Origin of the sequence: Aeromonas sp. FDAARGOS 1419 (assembly GCF_019047045.1) — a bacterium.
In the GTDB taxonomy this organism is placed as follows: domain Bacteria; phylum Pseudomonadota; class Gammaproteobacteria; order Enterobacterales; family Aeromonadaceae; genus Aeromonas; species Aeromonas veronii.
The window spans coordinates 1,110,233-1,134,479 of record NZ_CP077209.1 but is presented as its reverse complement, the minus strand read 5'-3'; the positions used below and the strand labels follow the sequence as shown (position 1 = coordinate 1,134,479).

General features: G+C 58.5%; 17 protein-coding genes. 14 read left to right on the top strand and 3 right to left on the bottom strand.

Annotated elements, in window-relative coordinates:
* The first annotated feature begins 162 nt into the window (after positions 1–162).
* A complete protein-coding gene (locus I6L49_RS04880; protein WP_005345325.1) occupies positions 163–1,461 on the top strand; it encodes a serine/threonine transporter in 1,299 nt (432 codons plus the stop codon).
* Between the two features lie 553 nt (positions 1,462–2,014).
* Here I6L49_RS04880 and sstT read toward each other — a convergent pair.
* Positions 2,015–3,265: a serine/threonine transporter SstT gene (gene sstT / locus I6L49_RS04875; RefSeq protein ID WP_216950752.1), complete on the bottom strand. Its 1,251-nt coding sequence runs from the start codon at positions 3,263–3,265 to the stop codon at positions 2,015–2,017.
* Positions 3,266–3,641: 376 nt separating this feature from the next.
* On the opposite strand from sstT, the gene I6L49_RS04870 reads away from it, so the two are divergent.
* The 4 genes from I6L49_RS04870 to I6L49_RS04855 all read left to right on the top strand — a co-directional run bounded on the left by I6L49_RS04870 (position 3,642) and on the right by I6L49_RS04855 (position 10,897).
* Entirely contained in the window at positions 3,642–5,558 is a 1,917-nt protein-coding gene (locus I6L49_RS04870) for an ATP-dependent DNA helicase RecQ (RefSeq protein ID WP_216950751.1), read from the top strand.
* Between the two features lie 591 nt (positions 5,559–6,149).
* The gene (locus I6L49_RS04865; protein ID WP_005333223.1) at positions 6,150–8,072 is read left to right on the top strand and encodes a PrkA family serine protein kinase; all 1,923 of its coding nucleotides are present in this window, start codon (positions 6,150–6,152) and stop codon (positions 8,070–8,072) included.
* A 23-nt stretch (positions 8,073–8,095) separates the two neighbouring features.
* Positions 8,096–9,367, top strand: a complete 1,272-nt coding sequence (locus I6L49_RS04860; protein ID WP_058058196.1) for a YeaH/YhbH family protein — start codon at positions 8,096–8,098, stop codon at positions 9,365–9,367.
* A 9-nt stretch (positions 9,368–9,376) separates the two neighbouring features.
* Positions 9,377–10,897, top strand: coding sequence for a SpoVR family protein (locus I6L49_RS04855; RefSeq protein WP_216950750.1), 1,521 nt, complete (start codon positions 9,377–9,379; stop codon positions 10,895–10,897).
* A 168-nt stretch (positions 10,898–11,065) separates the two neighbouring features.
* Here I6L49_RS04855 and fadJ read toward each other — a convergent pair whose 3' ends face one another.
* On the bottom strand, positions 11,066–13,213 hold the full coding sequence (gene fadJ / locus I6L49_RS04850) for a fatty acid oxidation complex subunit alpha FadJ (RefSeq protein WP_216951588.1): 2,148 nt from the start codon (positions 13,211–13,213) through the stop codon (positions 11,066–11,068).
* Positions 13,213–14,523, bottom strand: coding sequence for an acetyl-CoA C-acyltransferase FadI (gene fadI, locus I6L49_RS04845; RefSeq protein WP_164536749.1), 1,311 nt, complete (start codon positions 14,521–14,523; stop codon positions 13,213–13,215). The genes fadJ and fadI overlap by 1 nt, the downstream gene beginning before the upstream one ends.
* A gap of 183 nt (positions 14,524–14,706) precedes the next feature.
* Here fadI and I6L49_RS04840 point away from each other — a divergent pair, with 183 nt between their 5' ends.
* The 9 genes from I6L49_RS04840 to I6L49_RS04800 all read left to right on the top strand — a co-directional run bounded on the left by I6L49_RS04840 (position 14,707) and on the right by I6L49_RS04800 (position 24,111).
* Positions 14,707–15,657 (top strand): MoxR family ATPase, encoded by a 951-nt coding sequence (locus tag I6L49_RS04840; protein WP_216950749.1) that lies wholly within the window; start codon positions 14,707–14,709, stop codon positions 15,655–15,657.
* Positions 15,648–16,550 (top strand): DUF58 domain-containing protein, encoded by a 903-nt coding sequence (locus I6L49_RS04835; protein WP_216950748.1) that lies wholly within the window; start codon positions 15,648–15,650, stop codon positions 16,548–16,550. Before I6L49_RS04840 ends, I6L49_RS04835 begins: the two co-directional genes overlap by 10 nt.
* The gene (locus I6L49_RS04830; RefSeq protein WP_216950747.1) at positions 16,535–17,074 is read left to right on the top strand and encodes a DUF4381 domain-containing protein; all 540 of its coding nucleotides are present in this window, start codon (positions 16,535–16,537) and stop codon (positions 17,072–17,074) included. Before I6L49_RS04835 ends, I6L49_RS04830 begins: the two co-directional genes overlap by 16 nt.
* Positions 17,071–18,063: a VWA domain-containing protein gene (locus tag I6L49_RS04825; protein WP_164536745.1), complete on the top strand. Its 993-nt coding sequence runs from the start codon at positions 17,071–17,073 to the stop codon at positions 18,061–18,063. The genes I6L49_RS04830 and I6L49_RS04825 overlap by 4 nt, the downstream gene beginning before the upstream one ends.
* The gene (locus tag I6L49_RS04820; RefSeq protein WP_216950746.1) at positions 18,054–19,505 is read left to right on the top strand and encodes a VWA domain-containing protein; all 1,452 of its coding nucleotides are present in this window, start codon (positions 18,054–18,056) and stop codon (positions 19,503–19,505) included. Before I6L49_RS04825 ends, I6L49_RS04820 begins: the two co-directional genes overlap by 10 nt.
* A gap of 20 nt (positions 19,506–19,525) precedes the next feature.
* Positions 19,526–21,037 (top strand): BatD family protein, encoded by a 1,512-nt coding sequence (locus I6L49_RS04815; RefSeq protein ID WP_216951587.1) that lies wholly within the window; start codon positions 19,526–19,528, stop codon positions 21,035–21,037.
* A 13-nt stretch (positions 21,038–21,050) separates the two neighbouring features.
* The gene (locus I6L49_RS04810; RefSeq protein ID WP_005333245.1) at positions 21,051–21,650 is read left to right on the top strand and encodes a sigma-70 family RNA polymerase sigma factor; all 600 of its coding nucleotides are present in this window, start codon (positions 21,051–21,053) and stop codon (positions 21,648–21,650) included.
* Positions 21,643–22,422, top strand: coding sequence for a DUF3379 domain-containing protein (locus tag I6L49_RS04805; protein WP_216950745.1), 780 nt, complete (start codon positions 21,643–21,645; stop codon positions 22,420–22,422). Before I6L49_RS04810 ends, I6L49_RS04805 begins: the two co-directional genes overlap by 8 nt.
* Positions 22,423–22,824: 402 nt before the next feature.
* The gene (locus tag I6L49_RS04800) at positions 22,825–24,111 is read left to right on the top strand and encodes an outer membrane protein transport protein (protein WP_216950744.1); all 1,287 of its coding nucleotides are present in this window, start codon (positions 22,825–22,827) and stop codon (positions 24,109–24,111) included.
* Positions 24,112–24,247: the final 136 nt, after the last annotated feature.

Here is a 24,247-nt window from a genome sequence, read left to right as displayed (position 1 = left end):
GCCAATTGATAAACAATAATTGAATTTTTCTTGTTTTGATCACATTTCCATAAGAAAGTGCGGTTTTTCGTGCCGTAAAGATGAATTTGATCAACATTTTTGATTAGAAAAACCGTATCCTTGCGCCGACTTAATAAGAACCACACATTCGGGGTGAGATAGATGTCAAACACAGTCACTGGCACGCAGGGAGTTGCGGCGTCAACAGAGCAAGGGATCAGCTCTACTCAAACCACTCGTTGGGAAAAACGCGACTCTACCTGGGTCATCAGTCTGTTCGGGACCGCAGTTGGCGCGGGGATCCTGTTCCTGCCGATCAACGCGGGTATGGGCGGTTTCTGGCCGCTGGTCGTCATGGCGCTGCTGGTAGGTCCCATGACCTATCTGGCCCACCGTGGTCTGGCCCGCTTCGTGCTCTCCTCCAAAAAGCCAAACGCAGACATCACCGAAGTGGTGGAAGAACACTTTGGCGTGGGTGCCGGTAAATTAATCACCCTGCTCTACTTCTTCGCCATCTACCCCATCGTGCTTATCTATGGCGTGGGCATCACCAACACCGTGGAAAGCTTTATGGTCAATCAGCTGCAGATGAGTGCCCCGCCGCGCTGGATCCTCTCCATCGTGCTGATCATGGGCATGATGTCGGTGATGCTGGCCGGTGAAAAGCTGATGCTGAAAGTGACCGAGCTGCTGGTTTATCCGCTGATCGCCATTCTGGCCGGTATCTCTTTGTACCTGATCCCGGACTGGACCGGTGCCGCGCTGGAGCAAGTGCCCTCTGCCAAGGATTTCGCCACTACCCTGTGGCTGACCATCCCGGTGCTGGTCTTCTCCTTCAACCACAGCCCGGCCATCTCCAGCTTCTCCCTGGCCCAACGCCGCGACCACGGTGATCAGGCTGTCGAGAAAGCCGATGCCATCCTCAAGCGTACCGCCATGGTGCTGCTGGGCTTCGTGATGTTCTTCGTCTTCTCTTGCGTCATGAGCCTGACACCGGCCCAGCTGGCAGAAGCCAAGGCTCAGAACATCGCCGTGCTCTCCTATCTGGCCAACCAGCATGCCAGCCCCATCATCTCCTATTTCGGTCCGCTGGTTGCGTTCGTCGCCATCGTCTCCTCCTTCTTCGGCCACTATCTGGGTGCCCGTGAAGGTCTGAAAGGGATGATCGTGCAGAACATGCGCAAGTCCGGCAAAGAGCCGAACGCCAAGAAAGTCGAGATGTTCATCATCGCCTTCTTCATCCTGACCCTGTGGGGCACTGCCATTGCCAACCCCTCCATCCTGGGCATGATTGAATCCTTGGGCGGCCCGATCATCGCCACCATCCTGTTCATCATGCCGATGTACGCTATCAAGCGCGTACCGGCCATGGCGAAGTATCAGGGTCATATCAGCAACGTATTTGTCGCTGTGATGGGGATGATCGCCATCTCCGCCATCCTCTATCAGCTGGTCGGTTAATCCCCGACCTGGCGCTGATAGCAAAAAGCCAGCCGAACACTCGGCTGGCTTTTTTATCTCTGCAATCTGTGCCTCCGCGATTCCCCTGCTCTCTCCTTATTACTCCCCCACCTTATTGGATATCTGCATGCTCACCAGCGCCATGCCAGAGCACATCGGGTATCAACATGACCCCCCCTGCCCGCAGCTCAATATCGCCAACACGTTTACTCCCCCTCAACAAACCATGATGGCGTGTCTAATAAGACGGGTTGGGCTCATCTGCAGCAGCCAGCCATCTTCGTTCTTCTGTGATGCTGTGCTTGTCCTAAAGATCTGGGGTAAGCCATAGCAATCGGCTCTTAGCAGAGCAGACAAAGGTGTGTGACGCACAACAGAGGGAGTAAGCACAACTCGAAGGGATACAGATAAGGCAGCACCCTGGACAAGGGCGACAGAATGTCCGGCACATCAGCCAATGAGATTGCTCAAAGAGGAAAAGAGAGCAAAGCCGACAATAAAAAGCGCCCTCCGAAGAGGGCGCAAGTGTGTTGCGAAACTGACCGTTGCGAGATCAGGCTTCGCGGCTCGGTACCGGAGCCACATCCTGCAGGGTTTCATCTTCGGCCATGCAAGCTGCGGCGGTGAACAGCACGTCGGTGGAGCTGTTCAGCGCTGTCTCGGCAGAATCCTGAAGTACGCCGATGATAAAGCCGACGGCTACCACCTGCATGGCGATGTCATTGCTGATGCCAAACAGGCTACAGGCCAGCGGGATCAGCAGCAAGGAGCCGCCCGCCACACCGGAAGCGCCACAGGCACTGATGGTGGCGACCACGGAGAGCAGAATGGCCGTTGCCATGTCCACTTCCATCCCCAGGGTATGTACCGCCGCCATGGCGAGCACAGTGATGGTGATAGCGGCACCCGCCATATTGATGGTGGCACCCAGCGGGATGGAGACCGCGTAGGTATCTTTGGGCAGGCGCAGTTTTTCACACAGCGCCATGTTGACCGGAATGTTGGCGGCAGAGCTGCGGGTAAAGAAGGCGGTCACGCCGCTCTCTTTGAGGCAGGTCAGCACCAGCGGATAGGGGTTGCGCTTGATCTTCCAGAAGACGATCAATGGGTTGACCACAAAGGCGATAAACAGCATGCAGCCGATCAGCACCACCAGCAGTTGGGCATAGCCAAACAGGGCATCGAAGCCGGTCTCTGCCAGAGTGGAGGCAACCAGACCCAGGATCCCGAGCGGAGCACAGCGGATCACCGCTTTCACGATGGCGGATACACCGTGAGACAGGTCAGTGATCAGCGCCTTGGTGCTCTCGTTGGCATGGCGCATGGCGATACCCAGACCGATGGCCCACGCCAGGATCCCGATATAGTTGGCATCCATCAACGCCTTGACCGGGTTGGTCACCACGTTGAACAGCAGGGTCTGCAGTACCTCGGTGATCCCGCCGGGCGGGGTGATCTCGGCAGTATTGGCCACCAGATGGAGGTTGGAGGGGAACAGGAAGCTGGCAATCACCGCGACCACGGCCGCAGAGAAGGTACCAAACAGGTAGAGCGCCAGCAGCGGGCGAATATTGGTCTTCTGACCCTGCTTGTGACCAATGATGGCCGCCATCACCAGTACGAATACCAGCAGCGGAGCTACCGCTTTCAGTGCACCAACGAACAGACTGCCAAGCAGACCTGCCGTTTTCGCCCACTCGGGCGCAAACAGTGCCAGCAAGATACCGAATACCAGACCAACCAGGATCTGGCTGACCAGGCTGGTGCTATTGACCAGCCGAAGGAGGGGGTGTTGTTGTGTCATCAAAAAAGTCCCTAAGCACCGTAGTGCATGAATCATGAGTCCTGTCTGCAACCACTCATCGGGAGACCCCTGTCGCCCGAATGTGGTGTCTGTGGCCAGCCTTCTGTCGGGCCGATCCGCCAGTCACCGGATTGCATGACGGAATATCCCATTCGCCATCTTTTTTTTCCAGAGACTCACCAAAAAATATCCCGTTTCCATCACAAAAAACCGCAACAAAACCTTAACCACAGCGCAACCACCCATTTTTGTACGTTTTATCGACACTCTCTGCCCTTACCCTCACGACCCTCTGCCCTTACCCTCACGACCATTCCTGTGCCACCCGTGACCGTGTCGCTGTGCTATCATCACCCATTTGCCGCGGAGCCTTGCCATGATCCCATCCCTGCTCAACCAATATTTTGGTTTCTCCGCACTCAGGTCAGGTCAGGAGGCGGTGATCAGCCGGGTACTGGCAGGTCAGAGTGCCGCCGCCATCTTTCCCACCGGCGCCGGCAAGTCGCTCTGTTATCAACTGCCTGCCCTCGCCCTGCCTCACCTGACCCTGGTTATCTCGCCGCTGCTGGCGCTGATGCACGATCAACTCGCCTTCCTTAAAAGCAAGGGAATAAGCGCCGCCACCCTCGACTCAAGCCAGAGCCCGGAGGAGAGCCGACGAGTGATGCAGCAGGCGCTGGATGGCCAGCTCAAGATCCTGATGATCTCGGTGGAGCGACTCAAGAACGAGCGCTTTCGCCGCTTTATCCAGCAAGTGCCGCTCTCGCTGCTGGTCGTCGATGAGGCGCACTGTATCTCGGAGTGGGGCCACAACTTTCGCCCCGACTACCTCAAGCTGCCGAGCTATCGCCATGACCTGAAGATCCCGCAGGTGTTGCTGCTGACGGCTACCGCCACACCGGCGGTGATTCAGGATATGCAGGCCAAATTCGGCATAGCGCCGGAGGGGGTCGTGGTCACCGGTTTCTACCGCCCCAATCTTGATCTGGCGGTCATTCCCCTGGCGCCCGACGCGCGGGATAGCTGGCTCGCACAGGAGTTGGCCAACGATCCGGCGGCCCCCACCATCGTCTACGTCACCTTGCAACACACCGCAGAAGCCTGTGCCGAGCAACTCATTAGAGAAGGGATCAACGCCCGCGCCTATCATGCCGGACTCGACTCGGCGCTGCGCAGCCAGATCCAGCACGACTTCATGGCGGGCAAGGTGGACTGCATCGTCGCCACCATCGCCTTTGGCATGGGCATCGACAAAGCGGATATCCGGCGGGTCATTCACTACGATCTGCCCAAATCCATCGAGAACTACAGCCAGGAGATTGGCCGCGCCGGACGGGATGGCCAGCCATCGCGCTGTATCGTGCTGGCCAACCAGAGCCAGCTGCCGGTGCTGGAGAACTTCGTCTACGGCGATACGCCGGATTTGAGTGCCATCCTCCAGCTCCTTGCCATCATCAAGCAGAGCGGGAGCGAGTGGGAATTCACCCTGCTGCGCCTCTCCAACGACACCAATATCCGCCAGTTGCCCCTTAAAACCCTGCTGGTCTATCTAGAGATGGCAGGCATCATCACTCCGGCCTATAGCTACTACGCAGATTACCGCTTCAAGTTTGTGTTGGATAAAGGCGAGATAGTGAGCCGCTTCAATCCGGAACGCCGCCAGTTTCTGGAGCAGCTGTTCGCCTGTGCCCCGCAAGCCCGCAGTTGGTGCACCATGGACTTTGACGCCCTCTGGCAGGGCTATCAGGGGGAGCGACAGCGGGCGGTTGCGGCGCTCGACTACCTGCAGCAGCAAGGCTGGATCGAGCTTGAAAGCAAACAGATGACCGAGGTCTACCGGATCACCCGTCAGGGGTGGGACAACGAGCAGGAAGCAAATGCCCTGCATGCCCTGTTCCTGCAAAAAGAGCAGAGCGAGCTGGCCAGACTGCAAGCCATGCTCGACTTTTTCACCTCAAGCGAGTGCCTGAGCCACCGCCTCGCCCGCTATTTTGCCGATGAGGTGGCGCCGGTTCATTGTGGCCACTGTTCGGTTTGTCGTGGCGAGGTGGCACATCTTCCTCCCCTGCCCCAACTGGCCATGCCAAACGAGACGGGGATCCGCGCCTGGTGCGATCCGCTGATGGCCAAGACAGGTTCGGTGGATGCACGTGTTCTGGCCCGTTTCCTGTGCGGCATCACCACACCGCTGACCAGCCGGGTCAAAGCCAAATCGCTGGCGGGTGCAGGCCAATTGGCCGCGCACCCGTTTGCCCGCGTCCTGGCGGCAGTGCAACAAGCCTACCCTTGCTAGATGAGTGCTGGCGGCGTCAATAGCCACCAGCAGAAACAAGCGTTTACAGACGCAGAAAAAGAAGACCCTCGCGGTTGCGAGGGTCAAGCCAACGGAAACGTGCTTAAACAGAGCTTGGTGAGGCAACAGTCAACTCTCTTGCTAAAGCGTCTTGCTGCTCACACATCGCCAATCTAGGGCACTCAAAATGTAGCGTCAATGTAAAAATTAGAGCCAAAACTCCAAACAAAGTGATTTACGTTGACGTTCACGTAATGACATTCTCATCCATAACCCCGCCAACCCGCAGCCCCATTGCCTTTCGTCAAACCCCTTAATCTTTTCGCAATAAGTTCCCTGTTTCCCATAAACATTTATTTTTTATGTCTTTGACATTTACCTCACTATCGTGGCAAAAATAATTTAACAGTCAGTAACATAGCGGTGTTGTTGACTGACCCTCCCCGCACAAGGATCGGGCAGGTTTCTTCAGAATTTAACCTATCAACCGTGATGGATTACTGGAGTCTGTTGACTAGGCTTTAAAAGCGCACAACACAAAAGCAGTCATCCACTTTTTTCAGGGTAAGCGACTATAACGAGGGCAAAGTTATGGGCATATTCGAGCATTACCAACAGCGATATGAAAAAGCGAGAGAAGAGGAATATACCATCCAGGAGTTCCTGGATATGTGTAAGCAGGACAAAGCCTGCTACGCCTCCGCAGCCGAACGTCTGCTGACCGCCATTGGTGAGCCGGAGATGGTAGACACCTCAGCCAACCCCAGACTGAGCCGACTCTTCTCCAACCGCGTCGTGGCACGCTATCCCGCCTTCAAGGATTTCTACGGGATGGAAGAGGCCATCGAACAGATCGTCTCCTACCTCAAACACTCCGCCCAAGGGCTGGAGGAGAAGAAACAGATCCTCTATCTGCTGGGCCCCGTTGGCGGCGGTAAATCCTCGCTGGCAGAGAAACTCAAATCCCTGATGCAGAAGGTGCCCATCTATCGCATCAAGGGCTCACCGGTCAACGATCACCCCTTCTGCCTGTTCGACATCGAAGAGGATGGGGAGATCCTGGAAAAAGAGTACGGCATCCCGCGCCGCTACCTGCGTCCCATCATGTCCCCCTGGGTGGCCAAACGCCTGCATGAATTTGGCGGCGACATCACCAAGTTCAAGGTGGAGAAGGTCAATCCTTCCATTCTCGATCAGATTGCCATTGCCAAAACGGAACCGGGTGATGACAACAACCAGGATATCTCCTCACTGGTCGGCAAGGTCGACATTCGCATGCTGGAGCACTTCGCCCAGGATGATGCCGATGCTTACTCCTACTCAGGTGCGCTCTGTAAAGCGAACCAGGGGGTGATGGAGTTTGTGGAGATGTTCAAGGCCCCCATCAAGGTGCTGCACCCGCTGCTGACAGCGACCCAGGAGGGTAACTACAACGGTACCGAAGGGCTCTCCGCCCTCCCCTTTGACGGCATCTTGCTCGCTCACTCCAACGAATCAGAGTGGCAGCAGTTCCGCAACAACAAGAACAACGAAGCCTTCCTCGACCGGGTCTACATCGTCAAGGTGCCTTACTGCCTGCGCGTCTCCGAAGAGGTGAAGATCTACGAGAAACTGCTGATCAACAGCGAACTGACCGAGGCCAAATGCGCCCCGGGCACCCTCGAGCTGCTGGGCCAGTTCTCTGTGTTGTCACGGCTGAAAGAGCCGGAAAACTCCAGCATCTACTCCAAGATGCGGGTCTATGATGGCGAGAGCCTCAAAGACACCGATCCCAAGGCGAAGAGCTATCAGGAGTATCGCGACTACGCAGGTGTGGACGAGGGGATGAATGGTCTTTCTACCCGTTTTGCGTTCAAGATCCTCTCCCGCGTCTTCAACTTCGACCACGCGGAAGTGGCCGCCAACCCGGTACACCTCTTCTATGTGTTGGAGCAGCAGATCGAGCGCGAGCAGTTCCCGCAAGAGCTGCACGATCGCTACCTTGAGTTCATCAAGGGCTATCTGACCCCGCGCTATGTGGAGTTCATCGGCAAGGAGATCCAGACCGCCTATCTCGAGTCCTACTCCGAGTACGGTCAGAACATCTTCGATCGCTACGTCACCTACGCCGACTTCTGGATCCAGGATCAGGAGTACCGTGACCCCGAAACCGGCCAGCTGTTTGATAGAGCTTCCCTCAACAGCGAGCTGGAGAAGATTGAAAAACCCGCCGGGATCAGCAACCCGAAAGATTTCCGCAACGAAATCGTCAACTTCGTGCTGCGTGCCCGGGCCAACAATGCAGGCCGTAACCCCAACTGGACCAGTTACGAGAAGCTGCGCACCGTGATCGAGAAGAAGATGTTCTCCAACACGGAAGAGCTGCTGCCGGTTATCTCCTTCAACAGCAAAACCTCGGCCGAGGAGCAGAAGAAGCACGATAACTTTGTCGAACGGATGATGGAGAAAGGCTACACCCGTAAACAGGTGCGACTGCTCTCCGAATGGTATCTCAGGGTACGCAAGTCATCCTGACCCTGACTGTTCAAGGGGGAGTTATGGCGCATTTTATCGACCGCAGGCTCAACGGCAAAAACAAAAGCGCTGTCAATCGGCAGCGCTTCATCCGCCGCTACAAGAAGCAGATAAAACAAGCGGTCTCGGATGCTGTCTCCAAGCGCAGCATTCAGGACGTAGACAAGGGTGAGAGCATCAGCATCCCGACCAAGGATATCGGCGAGCCCCATTTTCATCAGGGGCACGGAGGTAAACGGGAGATGGTGCATCCCGGCAATGACCAGTTCGTCTCCGGCGACAAGATTGACCGGCCCAAAGGAGGGGGCGGTGGACAGGGTTCCGGCGAGGGACAAGCATCCAATCAGGGGGAAGGGGCCGATGATTTCGTGTTCCAGATCTCCAAGGATGAGTATCTCGATCTGTTGTTTGAAGACCTGGAGCTGCCCAGGTTGCAGAAAACTCAGCTCAATCAGCTGATGGAGGTGAAAACCTATCGGGCGGGCTACACCTCCAACGGGGTGCCCGCCAACATCAACGTGGTGCGTTCCCTGCAAAATTCGTTGGCGCGTCGCATGGCGTTGCAAGCTGGCAAGAAACGCCAACTGCACGAACTGGAAGATCGGCTGGCCCTGCTGGCCGCCGATCCCAACGAGCACTTTGCCGAAATCGCCCTGCTCGAGAAGGAGATCCGGGAGCTGAAACGACGGATCGATGCGGTGCCGTTTATCGACACCTTCGATCTCAAATTCAACAACTTCGTCAAACGGCCCGTCCCCTCCAGCCAGGCGGTGATGTTCTGTCTGATGGACGTATCTGGCTCCATGGATCAGGCCACCAAGGAGATGGCCAAGCGTTTCTATATCTTGCTCTATCTGTTCCTGAGCCGGACCTACAAGAACGTTGAGGTTGTTTACATCCGCCACCATACCCAGGCCAAGGAGGTGGACGAGCACGAGTTCTTCTACTCCCAGGAGACAGGCGGCACCATCGTCTCCAGCGCCCTCAAGATGATGAATGACATCATCAACGAGCGTTACCCCGCCAACCAGTGGAACATCTATGCGGCGCAGGCGTCGGATGGTGACAACTGGGCCGATGACTCACCGCAATGCAGGGAGATCCTGGCGCGGGACATCATGCCAAGGGTGCGGTACTACTCCTACATCGAGATCACCACCCGTGCCCACCAGACCCTGTGGCACGAATATGAGTCGGTAGCCAGCCAGTTCCCCCACTTTGCGATGGAACACATTCGCAAGGTCGAGGATATCTATCCGGTGTTCCGCGAGCTGTTCAAGAAACAAGCGGCGTGAGGAGGTCACATGATCGAAACAGAAAAACGTGTAGCGCCACTGGATGACGGACCAGACTGGAACTTCGATCTGCTGGAGACCTATCACCAGGAGATCGCCCGGGTCGCCCGTTTCTACAAGCTGGACACCTACCCCAACCAGATCGAGGTGATCACCGCCGAGCAGATGATGGATGCCTACTCCAGCGTCGGCATGCCCATCGGCTATCAGCACTGGTCGTTCGGCAAGCGTTTTATCCATACCGAGCGCAACTACAAGCGCGGCCAGATGGGGCTGGCCTACGAGATCGTCATCAATTCCGATCCCTGCATCGCCTACCTGATGGAGGAGAACACCATGCCGATGCAGGCGCTGGTGATGGCCCACGCCTGCTACGGTCATAACTCCTTCTTCAAGAACAACTACCTGTTCAAGGCCTGGACCGATGCCTCCTCCATCATCGACTACCTGCTGTTCGCCAAGAACTACATCACCCAGTGCGAAGAGAAGCATGGCATCGAGGCGGTGGAACAACTGCTCGACTCCTGCCACGCCCTGATGAACTTCGGGGTGGATCGCTACAAGCGTCCCCAGAAGATCTCGATGGCAGAGGAGAAGCGGCGTCAGAAGGCGCGGGAAGATTATCTGCAGACTCAGGTCAACGAGCTGTGGCGTACCCTGCCCAAGCAGCATAAAGCGGCTGGCGTGGAGGACAGGCGCTACCCCCCAGAGCCCCAGGAGAACATTCTCTACTTTATCGAGAAGAATGCCCCCTTGCTGGAGCCCTGGCAGCGGGAAGTGGTGCGTATCGTGCGCAAAATCAGCCAATATTTCTATCCGCAAAAGCAGACTCAGGTGATGAACGAGGGGTGGGCCACCTTCTGGCACTACACCATCCTCAATCACCTCTATGACGAGGGCAAACTGAGCGATCGCTTCATGATGGAGGTGCTGCACAGCCACACCAACGTGGTCTATCAACCTGCTTACAACAGCCGCTACTACTCGGGGATCAACCCCTATGCGCTGGGGTTTGCCATGTTTACCGACCTGCGCCGCATCTGCGAGAACCCGACCGAGGAAGATAGATACTGGTTCCCCGACTATGCCGGCAGCAACTGGGTCGACACCCTCCACTTTGCCATGCAGAACTTCAAGGACGAGAGCTTTATCAGCCAGTTCTTAAGCCCGAAAGTAATGCGGGATATGAAGCTGTTCGCCATTGATGACGACGATCTGAAGAACTATCTGAAGGTCTCTGCCATCCACAATGACGAGGGGTACCGTCAGGTGCGCAATACCCTGTCGGCCCAATACAACCTCAGCAATCTGGAACCCAATATTCAGGTCTACAACGTTGCCGTGAAGGGGGATCGCTCCCTCACCCTGCGCTATGTGCCCCACAACCGCATCCCCCTTGGCGACTCACGCCATGAGGTGCTCAAACACCTGCATCAGCTGTGGGGATTCGACGTGGTGCTGGAACAGGATAACGGCGATCTGCCACCCGATATCATCGGCCGCTGCCCGGAGCGCAAACCGGGGATCTGATCCGTGACGTTATATCTCGACGGCCCACTTCGGTGGGCCGTTTTTTAATCGGTTGCTTCTGCCAGCATGAGCGCTGCCCAAGCCGTACAACCCGAACAAACCACAACATAGAAAGAGGCCCACATGGGGTGCGGGCCTCGTGGTCTTGCGGTCAATCTGCAGCGGTTATCAGTAGAAGGTCTGCTGCTCTGCAGCCATTGCCTTGAGGCGGGCACAGGGGGCAAACCGGTCGCCGTGGCGCTTCTGGTAATACTCCAGACGGCCAACCAGATGATCGATCCCGAGCGTGTCCATGTAGCGGAACGGGCCGCCAAGGAATGGCGGGAAGCCGATACCGAAGATGGCGCCGATATCGCCATCACGGGCCGACGCCACCACACCGCTATCCAGCGCCATCGCCGCTTCGTTGAGCATCAGCAACACGCAGCGCTCGGCGATTTCCTGACGAGCCAGCTTGGCAGACGGCTTGATACCGAGCACGCCATAGACGCTCTCGTCCACCGTCTTCTTGCCCTCTTTGCCGGTCAGCTTGTTGCGCGGTGCAGCCTTGCCATAGAGGTAGAAGCCCTTGCCGTTCTTGCGTCCCTTGCGATCATTTTGCAGCAGCTTGTCGAACGCCTTGGGCGCCTGGAACTGCTCGCCGCCCAGCTCTTTCTCGAGGATGGGGGAGATCTTGGCCCCTACATCGATCCCCACCTCGTCCAGCAAGTTGATGGGACCAACCGGGAAACCAAAGTCCAGCAGCGCGCTATCCAGCACCTCCACCGGCTCCCCTTCCAGCACCAGTCGCGCCGCTTCGTTCATGTAGGGCGCCAGGATACGGTTGACGTAGAAACCGGCTTCGTCCTTCACCACAATAGGCGTTTTACCCTGAGCACGGGCAAAAGCCAGGGTGGTGGCGACCGTCTCGGCACTGGTGCCAGCGTGGGGGATGATCTCCGCCAGCGGCATCTTGTCTACCGGGCTGAAGTAATGCAGCCCCACGATCCGCTCCGGATGCGCCGCCTCTGCCGCAATCTGGTTGATGGGCAGAGAGGAGGTATTGGAGGCAAACACGGTGTGCTCACCGCACTCACGCTCCACGTCTTTCACCATCTGGTGTTTGAGCGCGAGATCTTCAAACACAGCCTCCACCACCATGTCGACCCGGTGGAAACCGGAGTAGTCGAGGGTGCCGGTCAACAGGCTCATCTGCTTTTCCAATTCGCTGCGCAAGATGTGACGACGCTTGAGCTTCTTGGCCAGAATGTCATAGCTGTAGCGCATGGCATTGCCGATCCCAGCGCTTGCCACATCCTTGATCCGCACCGGCACGCCCGCCTTGGTAGCGGTGACGAACGCGATGCCGCCCCCCATCAGACCACCGCCCAGCACGGCGGCATGGGCCACCTTGCGCGGCTCGGCCCCCTTATAGGTGACCTCTTTCTTCATCTCGGTGGTGGCAAAGAAGATGGAACGCAGGGCGGCAGACTCTGCAGTCATCACCAGCTCGCCAAAGTGGCGGGATTCAGCGGCCAGGCCGGCCTTCATCCCCTGCTCCACGCCGATGCGCACAACGTCCAGGATCCGCTCCGGCGCCGGGTAGTTGCCGCGGGTCTTGGCTTTCACCCCCTTGCTGGCCTGATCGAACAGCACCTTGCGACCCAGTTTGTTGGTCTCCAGCACCTTGCCCTGCAGATCCCGTTTCAACTGATGGCGCGGTTTGCCCTTCTTGGCCAGCTTGATGGCTGCATCCAGCAAGATTGACGGCGGCACCACATCGTCCACCAGCCCCAATTTCTTGGCTTGTTTGGCCCGCACCTGCTTGCCGGTCAGCATCAGATCCAGCGCCTTGGCCACCCCGATGAGGCGCGGCAGACGCTGGGTACCGCCAGAGCCCGGCAGCAGACCGAGCTGAACTTCCGGCAACCCCAGCACAGATTTTCCGTGATCGGTCACCACCCGACCATGGCAGGCCAGCGCCAGCTCCAGCCCGCCACCGAGGCAGGGGCCGTGAATGGCGGCGATCACCGGAATGGTCAGCCCCTCGATCTCGGCAAAGATCTCCTGCCCTTCTCGTGACAGGGTCTCGGCATCCTTGGCACTGGTGCAGGCGGCCAGCATGGTGATATCAGCACCAGCGATGAAGGAGTCCTTTTTGCCGGAGGTGATCACCAGCCCGATCAAATCCTTGTTGCGTTTTACCTCGTCCAGTACGGAGCGGATCTCCTCGACAAAGGCGGCTTTCAGGGTATTCATGCTCTCGCCCGGCACATCCATGGTGAGGATGCCGATGCCATCTTTGCGAACATCAAGGGAAAAAGTCTTAGCGCTCATCATTCAACCTCCAACACCATAGCCACGCCCAATCCACCCGCCGCACAGGCGGTGTTGAGCCCCAGTCCTCCACCGCGACGACGCAGCTCATGCAAGGTCTGGGTGATCATCCGCGCACCGGTCGCGGCAAAGGGGTGGCCATAGGCCAGCGAACCGCCGAGGACGTTGAACTTCTCCATGTCCACCTCGCCGATGGCCTGATCACGGCCCAGCTTGTCACGGGCAAACTCGTGGCTGGCAAACATCTTGAGGTTGGCCAGCGTCTGGGCGGCAAAGGCTTCGTGCATGTCGAGCAGGGTCAGATCGCTGAGCGTGATGCCGGCTCTGTCCAGCGCCAGCGGCGTGGCATAGGAGGGGCCCATCAGCATGTCTTGCCAGACATCGATGGCCGAGAAGGCGAAGCTGCGGATATAGCCAAGCGGTTCGAGGCCAAGCTCTTTCGCCCGACCTTCGCGCATCAGCAACACTGCGGCGGCGCCATCGGTCAGCGGCGTGGCGTTGGCCGCAGTCACTGTGCCATGGACCCGGTCAAAAACCGGCTTGAGCTTGGCGTAGCTCGCGAGATCCGAGCTTTCACGGATATTGTTGTCCCGCTCGAGCGGTGATTTGTAGGGCGGTACATGGGCGGTAAACACCTCACCGCTGAGCTTGCCATCAGCCCAAGCCTGCGCGGCCAGAGTGTGGGAGCGGTGAGCCAGCGCATCTTGCGCCTCGCGGCTGATCTGGTGGCTCTTGGCCATCTGCTCGGCGGTCTGCCCCATGGAGAGGCCAGTAGAGTATTCCGCCACAGCGGGCGGCACCGGCAGCAGATCCTTGACTCGCAGCTGACGCAGAATATTGAAGCGCTGCTGCAGATTGCGCGCCTTGTTGAGATCCACCAAGGCGCGAGCCAGCTTCTTGCTCACCCCGATAGGCAGCACGGAGGAGGAGTCAGCACCGCCGGCGATGGCGATGTCTACGGTACCGGCCATGATGGATTCGGTGACGTTGGCCACCGCTTGGAAACTGGTGGCGCAGGCGCGGGAGACGCTATAGGCATCGGTATTGACGCTCATGCCGGTACCGAGCACGATCTCGCGGGCAATGTTGGGGGCTTCCGGCATCTGAACCACCTGACCAAACACCAGCTGGTCGATAAGCTTGGGATCGAGATCGGTACGGGCGAGCATCTCGCTCACCACCAGTTTGCCGAGATCGACTGCAGGCACGCCATGAAAGGCGGTAGCCTGCTTGGCAAAGGGGGTACGCAGCCCCGCCACGACGGCAATCCGTTCGCCCTGGCGAGTCGTCAGTTTCAATGGCTGTTTCATCCTGGCTCCTTGGGTTTATAAGGGAGAGGTCTGACCTCATTGCGCCACATCTTAACAATCCAATCACAAGTTTCATACAGCTGATTGAAACTAAATTCAGCAAGGCTGGCGCCCTTCACTCGCCCTTGTGGCTCAACTGGAGTATAAAAAGATCAACTTCCATAAAAACAACGGGTTTATCACATGGCAGCGGCGGAGTTCAAACAACTGAGGGACTATCTTGCCAGTCAAATTCTGGGTCAGGATGAGCTCATCGAAGGGCTGTTGATCGCCCTGTTATGTGAAGGACATGTATTAATCGAAGGCGCTCCCGGCCTCGCCAAAACCCGTGCCGTCAAAGCGCTTGCTGGCTCTGTCGAGGGGCGTTTCGCTCGCATCCAGTTTACCCCTGATCTGCTCCCGGCAGATCTGACCGGCAGCGAGGTGTTTCACCCGCAGGATGCCAGTTTTGTATTCCAGCCCGGCCCCCTGTTCAATCATCTGATACTGGCGGACGAGATCAACCGCGCGCCGGCCAAGGTGCAATCAGCGCTACTTGAAGCCATGGCCGAACACCAGATCACCGTGGGCAAAAAGAGCTGGCGGCTGCCACCTCTCTTTATGGTGGCCGCCACCCAGAACCCTATCGAGCAGGAGGGGACCTATCCCCTGCCGGAGGCCCAGCTAGACCGCTTTCTGCTCAAGCTGATGGTGGATTACCCGAGCCCCACGATGGAGCTCGCCATCTTGCAGCTCAACGCCAGCGGCGAACAACTTGGCGCGGCGCCGGTGACCCTGAGCCAGACCAGCTTGCAAGGTGCTCGCAGCGAAGTGCTGGCGGTGACCATGCAAAGCAGACTGGAGCACTATCTGGTGGAGCTGGTCTGCGCCACCCGCCCGGGTAGTGGCCTTTGCCCTGCCCTTGAGCCACTGATTGCCGTAGGGGCCAGCCCCCGCGCCACACTTGGGCTGGCTCGCTCCGCCCGCGCCCGCGCCTGGCTTGCCGGACGAGATTATGTGCTGCCTGAAGATATCCAGCTGCAAGCCTATCCGGTGCTGCGCCACCGCCTTTTACCCAGCTATCAGGCACTGGCCGACAATCTGGATAACGACATCCTGATCGCCCAACTGCTGGATCAGGTGCCATGTCCCTAGCGCCGGAGCTCCATCCCGATATCGCCCTGTCGCTGCCACGGCTGCTCAATATCCGGCTCTGGGCCAAGGCCAGGAAGCCACCTCATGCAGGCAGAAGCAGCAGCGAACGCGGCAAACTGGGCCGCTCTCCCGGACTCACGTTTCGCGAGCTGCGCGCCTATCAGGCTGGTGACGAGGTACGCCATATCGACTGGCGAGTGACGGCGCGCCTCGGTCGTCCCTATACCCGCCTCTATAGCGAGGAGCTCGATCAGGCGCACTGGCTGCTGCTCGATCTCTCTCCCGCCATGTATTTCGGCTCCACTCGGCAGCTCAAGGCGCGTCTGGGATGCGAGCTGGCGGCAGCCCTGATCTGGCAAGGGGAGAGGCAGCACAACACCCTGATCTGCCACGGGCTTGTCCCAAATCACCAGAGCCAGCGCGGCAGCGTGCTGCCCCTGCTCGAATCCCTCTGCCATCACTACCAGCAAGGGCTGGCACGTCGGGTACTATCCCATTCACTGGCCGACACCTTGGCCAGCGTGAAGCTGCCCCATGGTGCCAAACTGACGCTGATCACCGACCACAGACCCTGTGAGTCAGCGCTCTGTCAGCAGTTGCAGCTGCTCTCCCGCCGCCACGATATCCACTATTGGCAGATCCGCGACCCCCTCGAGGCAGCCCTTCCTCCTGACGGCCAGCTGCCGGTGGCCATCGATCGGCCAGGGCAACACTATCAGGGCTGGCTGGATGGGGGCCATGCCGGTTTCTCCCAGCGCTACCGGTATGCCGCCGAGCAGCAGCTGGCCCACGGCAAACAGTTGCTGTTGCCATTGGTGCAGCGCCTCTATCTGCTCGATAACAGCCAGACTCTGCAACAGCAGTGGCAGGAGGGGTTATGTCATCAGGGATGATCTCGCCCGCCGAACTCGACAGCGCCAGTCCAGCCTCCGACGCCATCACTCCGCCGCTGGTCGCCCTGATGCGAGACATCCACCCGGGGCCGGTTCTGATTGAACAGAGTCTTGACCCCAGAGTGCAGGCGCTATTGTGGCTATTGATCACAGGGTTATTGCTGCTGCTGATCATCCTGATTGCCCGCAGGGTGATACGTTACCGCCGCTGGTGTCGCCAGCTGGAGGGAGATCCGGCACTACTGGTGGCACGCATACAGGAGGCCCTGCGTCATGAAGCACTGCAACGCTGGCCCGAGGCGCGCCAGTTACAGGGAGAGGCTTGGCTCGCCTTCGTCGATCGTCACGGCGGCAGCGATTTCAGCCAGTTCTCGTCTCACTGGAGCAGTTGGCTCTATGGCAGCCAGAACCCGAGCAGTGAGCAGAGCGAACAGCTTCGGCAACATTATCGCCGCTGGGGTCAAACCCTCTTCTTCCAACTTCACCCCCGCTCGGGGCGTAAAGCCGGACGGAGGCATCCATGATCCTGGCCTGGCCCTGGTTTGCGCTGGCGCTGGTGCTCCCCTTGCTGGTGCGCTTCGGCTTGCCACCCCTGCGCCGCGGCTATCTGGCTCACCCCGGGTTTGCGCTGCTGCGCCCCCACGCCGGATTGCCGCTCTGGCGCGCCATGCTGCTCTGGTGCGCCCTTATCCTCGCCCTCTGCCGCCCCCAGTGGTGGGGGGAACCGGTTATCCAATATGAAGGGAGTCGGGATCTGCTGCTGGCGGTGGATCTGTCAGACAGTATGCGCACCCCTGATATGCTCGATAACGGAGAGCAGCAAGCTCGGTTGACGGCGGTGCGCCAGCAGATCAAGGCGCTGATCGCCAAACGGGCCGGAGACAGGGTGGGCCTCATCGTATTTGCCGATCACGCCTACCTGCTCTCTCCCCTCACTCAGGAGATCCCGGCGCTGTTGACCTTGAGCGACGAGCTCGATTTTGATCTGGTCGGCCGAACCACCGCCCTTGGCGAAGCCATCCAGCTGGCACGTCAGCATGGGGATCCGGGTCGCCCCACCGCCCTGCTGCTGGTCACTGATGGCCGCAATACCGCAGGCAGTGCCGACCCGCTGCAGGAGGCCAAACTCGCCGCAGCGCAGGGAATACGGATCTACACGCTGGGGGTCGGGGCCGATCCCGATACCTTTATCCAACCCTACGATGAGGTGGGCAGCGGTCAGGCCGATCCCAGCAGCGAACTGGACGAGCCCCTTCTTCAAGCGCTGTCCCAGACAGGCCAGGGGCGTTACTTTCGGGCACGCACCCAAAGCGATCTCGATGCCATCAACGCGACTCTCAATGCCCTTGAACCTGCCCCTATGCCCGTTGCCCACTACCAGCCGGTGTTCGAGCTCTACCCCTGGCCGTTGGCACTGCTTTGTGGCTTGCTGCTTCTGCCATCAGGGCAAAGCAGACTGGAGTTTCGCATGGTGCGTAACTGGCTGGCACAAGGCACGCGCAGATGGAGCTGATCTTGCTCCGCCCCCTGTGGCTGATCGCACTCATCCCCTGGCTCTGGCAAGGGTGGCGCCGTCGTCGCCGGCCTCCGCTGCTCGCACCTGCTATGCAGGCTTATCTGCTGCCAGCATCTCGTCCTCAGCGCCCCTGGCTCTGGCTGGCAACCCTGCCCGTGATTATGGCCCTGAGTGGCCCCGCACTGCGCGGCGAGCTGCAACAGCAGCCTGCGGCGCCGCTCGATATCTGGCTGCTGGACTTGTCACGCTCGATGACCGCCACCGACCTCAAACCAGATCGGGCGACCCGGGTCAGATGGCAGTTGCAGCAGCTGCTGAGCCGCGCCAAGGGCGAGCGTATTGCGCTGATCCTCTACGCAGGCGACGCCTACCTCGCCATGCCGCCAACCCGTGATCATCAGGCCCTTTCGCTGCTACTGCCCGACTTGCGCCCCGATATCATGCCGCTGCAGGGCAGCAACCCGGCACTGGCGGTGGAACTTGCCATGAAGCAGCTCGCCTCTGGAGAACAAGCGCGTCTACTGCTGATCACCGACGACCTCACCCAGAATCAGATGGCCCAAATCGCTGCTCTGTGGCCCTGCCAACAACGCCTTCTCTGCCGCGACACCCAGTCAGCACGCCTCGATATTCTGCTCGCCAGCAGCGGCCAACCGGCCCCCATGCCCGCCATTCCGGCCAATGAGTTGGGGTTTGCCGCCCGCATGCCCGCGCAGTTGCCCGCCCCCGATAGTCAGGCCATAGCCGCACTGGCCAATCGCCTCGGCGGTGAGCTGCAGTGGCTTGGCAGCGACATCCCTCGCTTTGCGCCGCTGCCCACGACTACCTCGGCCCTCACCCCGGCGCCTCTCGATTTAGGCCCCTGGCTGCTGATCCCCTTGTTACCGCTGGCCTTGCTGGCCAGAGTCGGCGCCCGGTTGATGATGGCGCTGATGGTGGGTGCTCAGCTGCTTTCGCCACAAGACCTGCAAGCAGCAGAGAGGGTAGACCTGCAAGCGATGCAGGCTTATCAAGAGGGGGATTTTCAACGGGCAGCCCGCACCTTCAACGATCCAGTCTGGCGCGGCAACGCCTGGTATCGAGCTGGTGCCTACCGGCAAGCCATCGCAGCCTATCAGGAAGCAGAGAGTGCCACCGCCCACTACAACCGCGGTAATGCCCTGCTGCAACTGGGGGAGTTTGCGGCCGCCAAGGAGGCCTATCTGGCCGCTCTGGCACTGGAGCCCGGCCATGAAGATGCGCTCTATAACCTCTCTCTGTTGCAAGGCGCAGCGGCGGCCGCTCCCGATACCAGCAACAGCAAGCAACCCAAACCATCGGCAGCTCAGCAGACGACGGCAATGCCCCTGCCACCCTCTCCCCCGGTGTTGCTGCTGGAGCAGCGACTGCGCAAAGAGGCGCTGCGCCGGGATCTGATTAAGGTGGAGGAGCCCTGGTGACGCGGGCAGGATGGGGACTGTTGTTCGCACTGGCGAGTCCACTTTGCTGGGCCCTGCCCCCACGGGCAGAGTTGCTGCCGGGGGCCGACTCCAGCGATTGGCTGCTGATCATCGAAGCGGATGGCGAGCGCCAGAGCAGCGAGCTGGAGATCACCCCCCTACTGCGTCAGTTTGCAGTGGGCAGAGTGACCATGAGCCGGGTCACCACCCGGGTACAACAACTGACTCGCTGGCAGATCCCGCTGCACCAGAGCGGTTCACCTGCAAATACCGAGGTGGTGATTGCCCCGCTCAAGCTGGGAAATGAGTTTACCCCCTCGCTCACCCTGCCATTGAGAGAGGTGAAAACAGCGGCGCTGCCGCAACCCGCAGCCCCCTCGCCCCTCGAGATGCAGGCCAGCCTTGATCATCAGGGCCCGCTCTATCCCGGCCAGCCGGTGATCTACCGGCTGACACTATGGCTGCCCACCAGTATGCAAAACCCGGCCCTGAGCGAACTCAGCTCTGCCCACTTCACCATCCGTCGCCTCGGTAGCGACGAGTGGATCGCCCCCGTTCAGGCTGGTCTACCCGGCCGGCTCACCCGCAGCTGGCTCGTTCAGGCAAAAGCGCCTGGGCTATGGCTCCTCGACTCACCCCGCTTGCAGGGGCAGCTCACGCAGCAAGGGAACAAGCCGCAAAAACTCTCGGCCCGCGCGGCACCACTCGAGGTTCGGGTCGACAAAGCCCCCGCCACGCCGGTGGCCACCCGGCTGACCCTGAGTCAACGGCTTGAACCGGCCTCCACGGGGGAAGTGGGTGAACCACTGATCCGTATCCTCACCCTGACCATGGAAAATGGTGACAGCGGCCAGATACAGCTTGCCCCCCTGATGGCCCATCAACTGCCAAACGGCATACAGGCACATCCCGATGGCGAGCAACAGCAGGAGCGTTACCGAGATGGCAAGCTGCTGTTTGAGCGACAGTGGCGCCAGACTCTGGTCGCGGAGCAGAGCGGCGACTACCAGCTGCCCCCCATTGATCTGCCCTGGTTTAATACCCAAAGTGGCCGGATTGAGCAGGCCAGCCTCCCTGCCATCACGCTGACGTTTCAGGCAACGACAAATCGGCAACCTGATCAGCAGACATCGCAGATGGCACTGCGAGAGAGCCTTTGGTGGGTCGTGCTGGCCATAACGCTGCGTGCGCTATGGCGCCACTGGCCCCGCTGGCACGCCTTCTATCAACTGCAACGTGCCCTTGCCCGACAACAGCCGGATGCCAGTCGCAAGGCGCTGATCAAGTGGGCGACCATGCGCTGGCAGGTCTCCTATTATCAATTAGGCCAGTTGCCTGACGCTGGGCATAATCGGCTCGGCAACGCGCTCGCCGCACTCGAGCGAGCCTGTTTTGCACGGCCCTCTTCTGGCCCGCCCATCGAGTGGCGCGCTCTAGCGCGTACCCTCAGGGCTGATGAAACGGCCGGTATTGCGTACCTGATTTACCTGCTGGCGCACGGGAGTTCCCGCTCCCGCCGCCACGCCCCCTGACAAGGATTGCCCTATGGCACTGCTGTTTTTTAGAAAAAAACGTGCTCAGCAGCATATTGGTGGAAATGATCCGGCCACTTCGCCGGTCTCTGATCCCATGGCTGACAAACAAACCAAATTTGAAGCACTGGTTCATGCGCTGCATGGCGATCTCTACCGGTATGCCTACTGGCTGACCCGGGATCCCAACGTGGCGGAAGATCTGGTGCAAGAGACCTTCCTGCGTGCCTGGAAGGCTATCGACACCCTGCAGGATGACAAGGCGGCCAAAGGGTGGCTGATCACCATCCTCAGACGGGAGAACGCCCGCCGCTTTGAACGCAAACAGCTGGAGCTGGTGGATCTCGACGATCACCCTCAGCCCCAGCACGATGCGCTGCACAGCGAACAGGAGATGGAGAACGAGTGGTTGCACCGTCACATCGCCCGGTTGCCCGAGGAGTACCAGGAGCCACTGCTGCTGCAAGTCGTGGGAGGATTCAGTGGTGAAGAGATTGCCGAGATGCTCGGCCTCAACAAGAACACCGTCATGACCCGACTGTTTCGCGCCCGCAACCAGATCAAGGAGGCGATGGAGCAGAAGAACCAAGCAAGAGGACACGGACATGGATGAACTCGAATTTCGCCGCAACGCCATGATCCAGCCCAACGATAAACTGCCGGATTTTCTCAAAGCCGCTGAAGCAAGCCAGGCCAATCGGAACTATCTCGACGAGATGAAGCAGTTCGACAGAAGCCTCAAGCGCGCCATGCAGGTAGAGGTTCCCGCCGGACTGGCCGAACGGATCCTGCTCAGGCAAGCCATGCTGCAAGACAGTGACGCGCAAGATGGGATGCCGCCATCCCGACCCCTTGGCACGGCGCCAGTCAAGCTCCGGACATCAACATCCTGGCGCCAGATCGCCCTGGCTGCATCGGTCGCCTTCCTGCTGGGAATGAGCACCCGCTGGATCACGCTGCCAGAAACGGCTCCTGCGGCTCTCTCCCTCGCACAGGTGGCAATGGCTCATGTCTATGGCGAAGAACCCTTTATTGAAGGTGTCGATGAGCAGGTCAATCTGCATAACATCAATGCCAAGATGGAGAAGTATGGCGCCACCTTAAGCGGGATGGATGGGCTCAAGGTGACCTATGTCAATCACTGCTCGTTTTATCAGGGACCGGCCTTGCACATGGTGATCCAGGGAAAGATGGGGCCAGTCACCCTCTTTTTAGTGCCCAAACATGTTCCATTAACCCTGCAACAGGCCACCTTTGAAGATGGCACCCTCAAAGGGGAGATTGTCCAGCTCAAAGGCGCCAATATGGTACTGATTGGCGAGATGAAAGAGCCACTTGCCCCCGTTGCCAATGCTCTGCAGTCACGTCTGCAGTGGGACATTTAACATCGCCGGTTAACAACCTCAGAACCATCCTCAATAGCAGGCGGCGGTCACGAGCCGCAGCCTGTTCTCTCCCTGTTTACTCCCCTTTGTCACTCATTTGCCTCAAGATTTCGAAAAATTGACAAAATTATTTTTGTGACGGAGATCGGCAATCCAGGTCAATAATCCACCTTTAGACCCTGAAAATGATGAATTAAACAGCAGGTTAAAACAAATGATTAACACATCGATCACTTTTATGTATTCTGCTGTCACTGGTCTGATTTCTTACCTCCTACCAGATCCATAGAATCACGCCAGAATTGATTGGGAAGAAGCTGAAATAAAAACGGATTTTGTCGAGGTTTGCATTGAACGTGCAGCCAATATCGGCAAAAAAATCTGCCTACAAGAGAGAACACCATGACGACAACTATTTTCAAGAAGAGCCTGATTGCCGCCACCATCGCGCTGGCCACCGGTCAAGTCCATGCCGCGGCATTCCAGTTGAACGAGCACTCGGCCTCCGGTCTGGGTCGCGCCTATGCCGGTGAAGCGGCTATCGCCGACAACGCCTCTGTTCTGGCCCGTAACCCGGCCGCCATGACCACCTTCGACAAGATGGCAGTTTCTGTCTCCGGCACCTACATCAAACCGGATGTGGATGTGGATGGTGCTGTTTACGCTGGCGCGAACAAAATGGCTCCAGCCAGCGAAAGTGGCATTGCTCCGGCAGCCTTCGTTCCCGCCTCCTACTTTATTCAGCCGCTGAATGACCAGTGGGCTTGGGGTATTGGCATCTTCTCCAACTACGGTCTCTCCACCGAATACTCCAAAACCTTCCCGGCTGGTGCCGGTGCTGGTGATACCGAGTTGATGACCTTCAATATCAACCCGAACATTGCCTATCGTGTCAACGAACACTTCAGTGTCGGTGCCGGTATCAACGCCGTTTACGGTGCCGCCGAACTCAACCGCTATGCCGGTCTGCTGGGCCCACTGAACCCAACTAGCCAAGGTGGTCCGCTGCCGACAGATACTCGTCTGGCTCACCTGAAAGGCGACACCTGGGGCTTTGGCTGGAACGTTGGTACCCTGTATGAAGTCAATGAAAACCATCGCTTCGCACTGACCTACCGTTCACAAGTCGATATGAGCTTTGACGGTGATTTCCAAGGCGCAAGCTCACTGAATCGCACCGTGGATGGCAACCTGAAACTGGATCTGCCTGCACAAGCCGAGTTCGCCGGTTACCATCGCCTGAGCCCTCAGTTTGCTGTTCATTACTCTGTAAACTGGACTGACTGGAGCGCCTTCCAGGAGCTGAAAGCAACCAGCAGCCAATGTGCTGGCGGCGTATGTCTGCAAAAAGATGAGAAGTTCAAAGATTCTACTCGCTACTCCATCGGCGGTACCTGGTATATCAACCCGGCATGGGAAGCTCGCATGGGCTTTGCCTATGACAACACCCCGATCGAAGCTGACTACCGCAGCCTGAGCATTCCCGACTCAGACCGTATCTGGTACAGCGCCGGTGCCACCTACCATATCAACACCGATATGAGCGTTGACTTTGGTATGGCTTATCTGGACGGTAAAGAAGTTGACGTCAACGAAGGTCTGCGTAGCCACTCCGACAGCCTGCGTTGGAAAGGAACTTCCCACGGCAACGCCTTCCTGGCTTCTGCCCAGTTCAACATGAAGTTCTGATTATTGATAGAATGGAAAGAGCGCCGCCAGGCGCTCTTTTTTTATCCATAACTTAGATTTCAGCGCACACATGTAGCACACACGTGTTTATTTTTCTTTTTTAATCAAGCTATTAGAGTGCATCATCCTAGCATTT

Excerpts from the sequence above, each read along its gene's own strand:
- I6L49_RS04880 (WP_005345325.1), top strand. The coding sequence starts at position 163 with ATGTCAAACACAGTCACTGGCACGCAGGGAGTTGCGGCGTCAACAGAG.
- sstT (WP_216950752.1), bottom strand. The coding sequence starts at position 3,265 with ATGACACAACAACACCCCCTCCTTCGGCTGGTCAATAGCACCAGCCTG.
- I6L49_RS04870 (WP_216950751.1), top strand. The coding sequence starts at position 3,642 with ATGATCCCATCCCTGCTCAACCAATATTTTGGTTTCTCCGCACTCAGG.
- I6L49_RS04865 (WP_005333223.1), top strand. The coding sequence starts at position 6,150 with ATGGGCATATTCGAGCATTACCAACAGCGATATGAAAAAGCGAGAGAA.
- I6L49_RS04860 (WP_058058196.1), top strand. The coding sequence starts at position 8,096 with ATGGCGCATTTTATCGACCGCAGGCTCAACGGCAAAAACAAAAGCGCT.
- I6L49_RS04855 (WP_216950750.1), top strand. The coding sequence starts at position 9,377 with ATGATCGAAACAGAAAAACGTGTAGCGCCACTGGATGACGGACCAGAC.
- fadJ (WP_216951588.1), bottom strand. The coding sequence starts at position 13,213 with ATGAGCGCTAAGACTTTTTCCCTTGATGTTCGCAAAGATGGCATCGGC.
- fadI (WP_164536749.1), bottom strand. The coding sequence starts at position 14,523 with ATGAAACAGCCATTGAAACTGACGACTCGCCAGGGCGAACGGATTGCC.
- I6L49_RS04840 (WP_216950749.1), top strand. The coding sequence starts at position 14,707 with ATGGCAGCGGCGGAGTTCAAACAACTGAGGGACTATCTTGCCAGTCAA.
- I6L49_RS04835 (WP_216950748.1), top strand. The coding sequence starts at position 15,648 with ATGTCCCTAGCGCCGGAGCTCCATCCCGATATCGCCCTGTCGCTGCCA.
- I6L49_RS04830 (WP_216950747.1), top strand. The coding sequence starts at position 16,535 with ATGTCATCAGGGATGATCTCGCCCGCCGAACTCGACAGCGCCAGTCCA.
- I6L49_RS04825 (WP_164536745.1), top strand. The coding sequence starts at position 17,071 with ATGATCCTGGCCTGGCCCTGGTTTGCGCTGGCGCTGGTGCTCCCCTTG.
- I6L49_RS04820 (WP_216950746.1), top strand. The coding sequence starts at position 18,054 with ATGGAGCTGATCTTGCTCCGCCCCCTGTGGCTGATCGCACTCATCCCC.
- I6L49_RS04810 (WP_005333245.1), top strand. The coding sequence starts at position 21,051 with ATGGCACTGCTGTTTTTTAGAAAAAAACGTGCTCAGCAGCATATTGGT.
- I6L49_RS04805 (WP_216950745.1), top strand. The coding sequence starts at position 21,643 with ATGGATGAACTCGAATTTCGCCGCAACGCCATGATCCAGCCCAACGAT.
- I6L49_RS04800 (WP_216950744.1), top strand. The coding sequence starts at position 22,825 with ATGACGACAACTATTTTCAAGAAGAGCCTGATTGCCGCCACCATCGCG.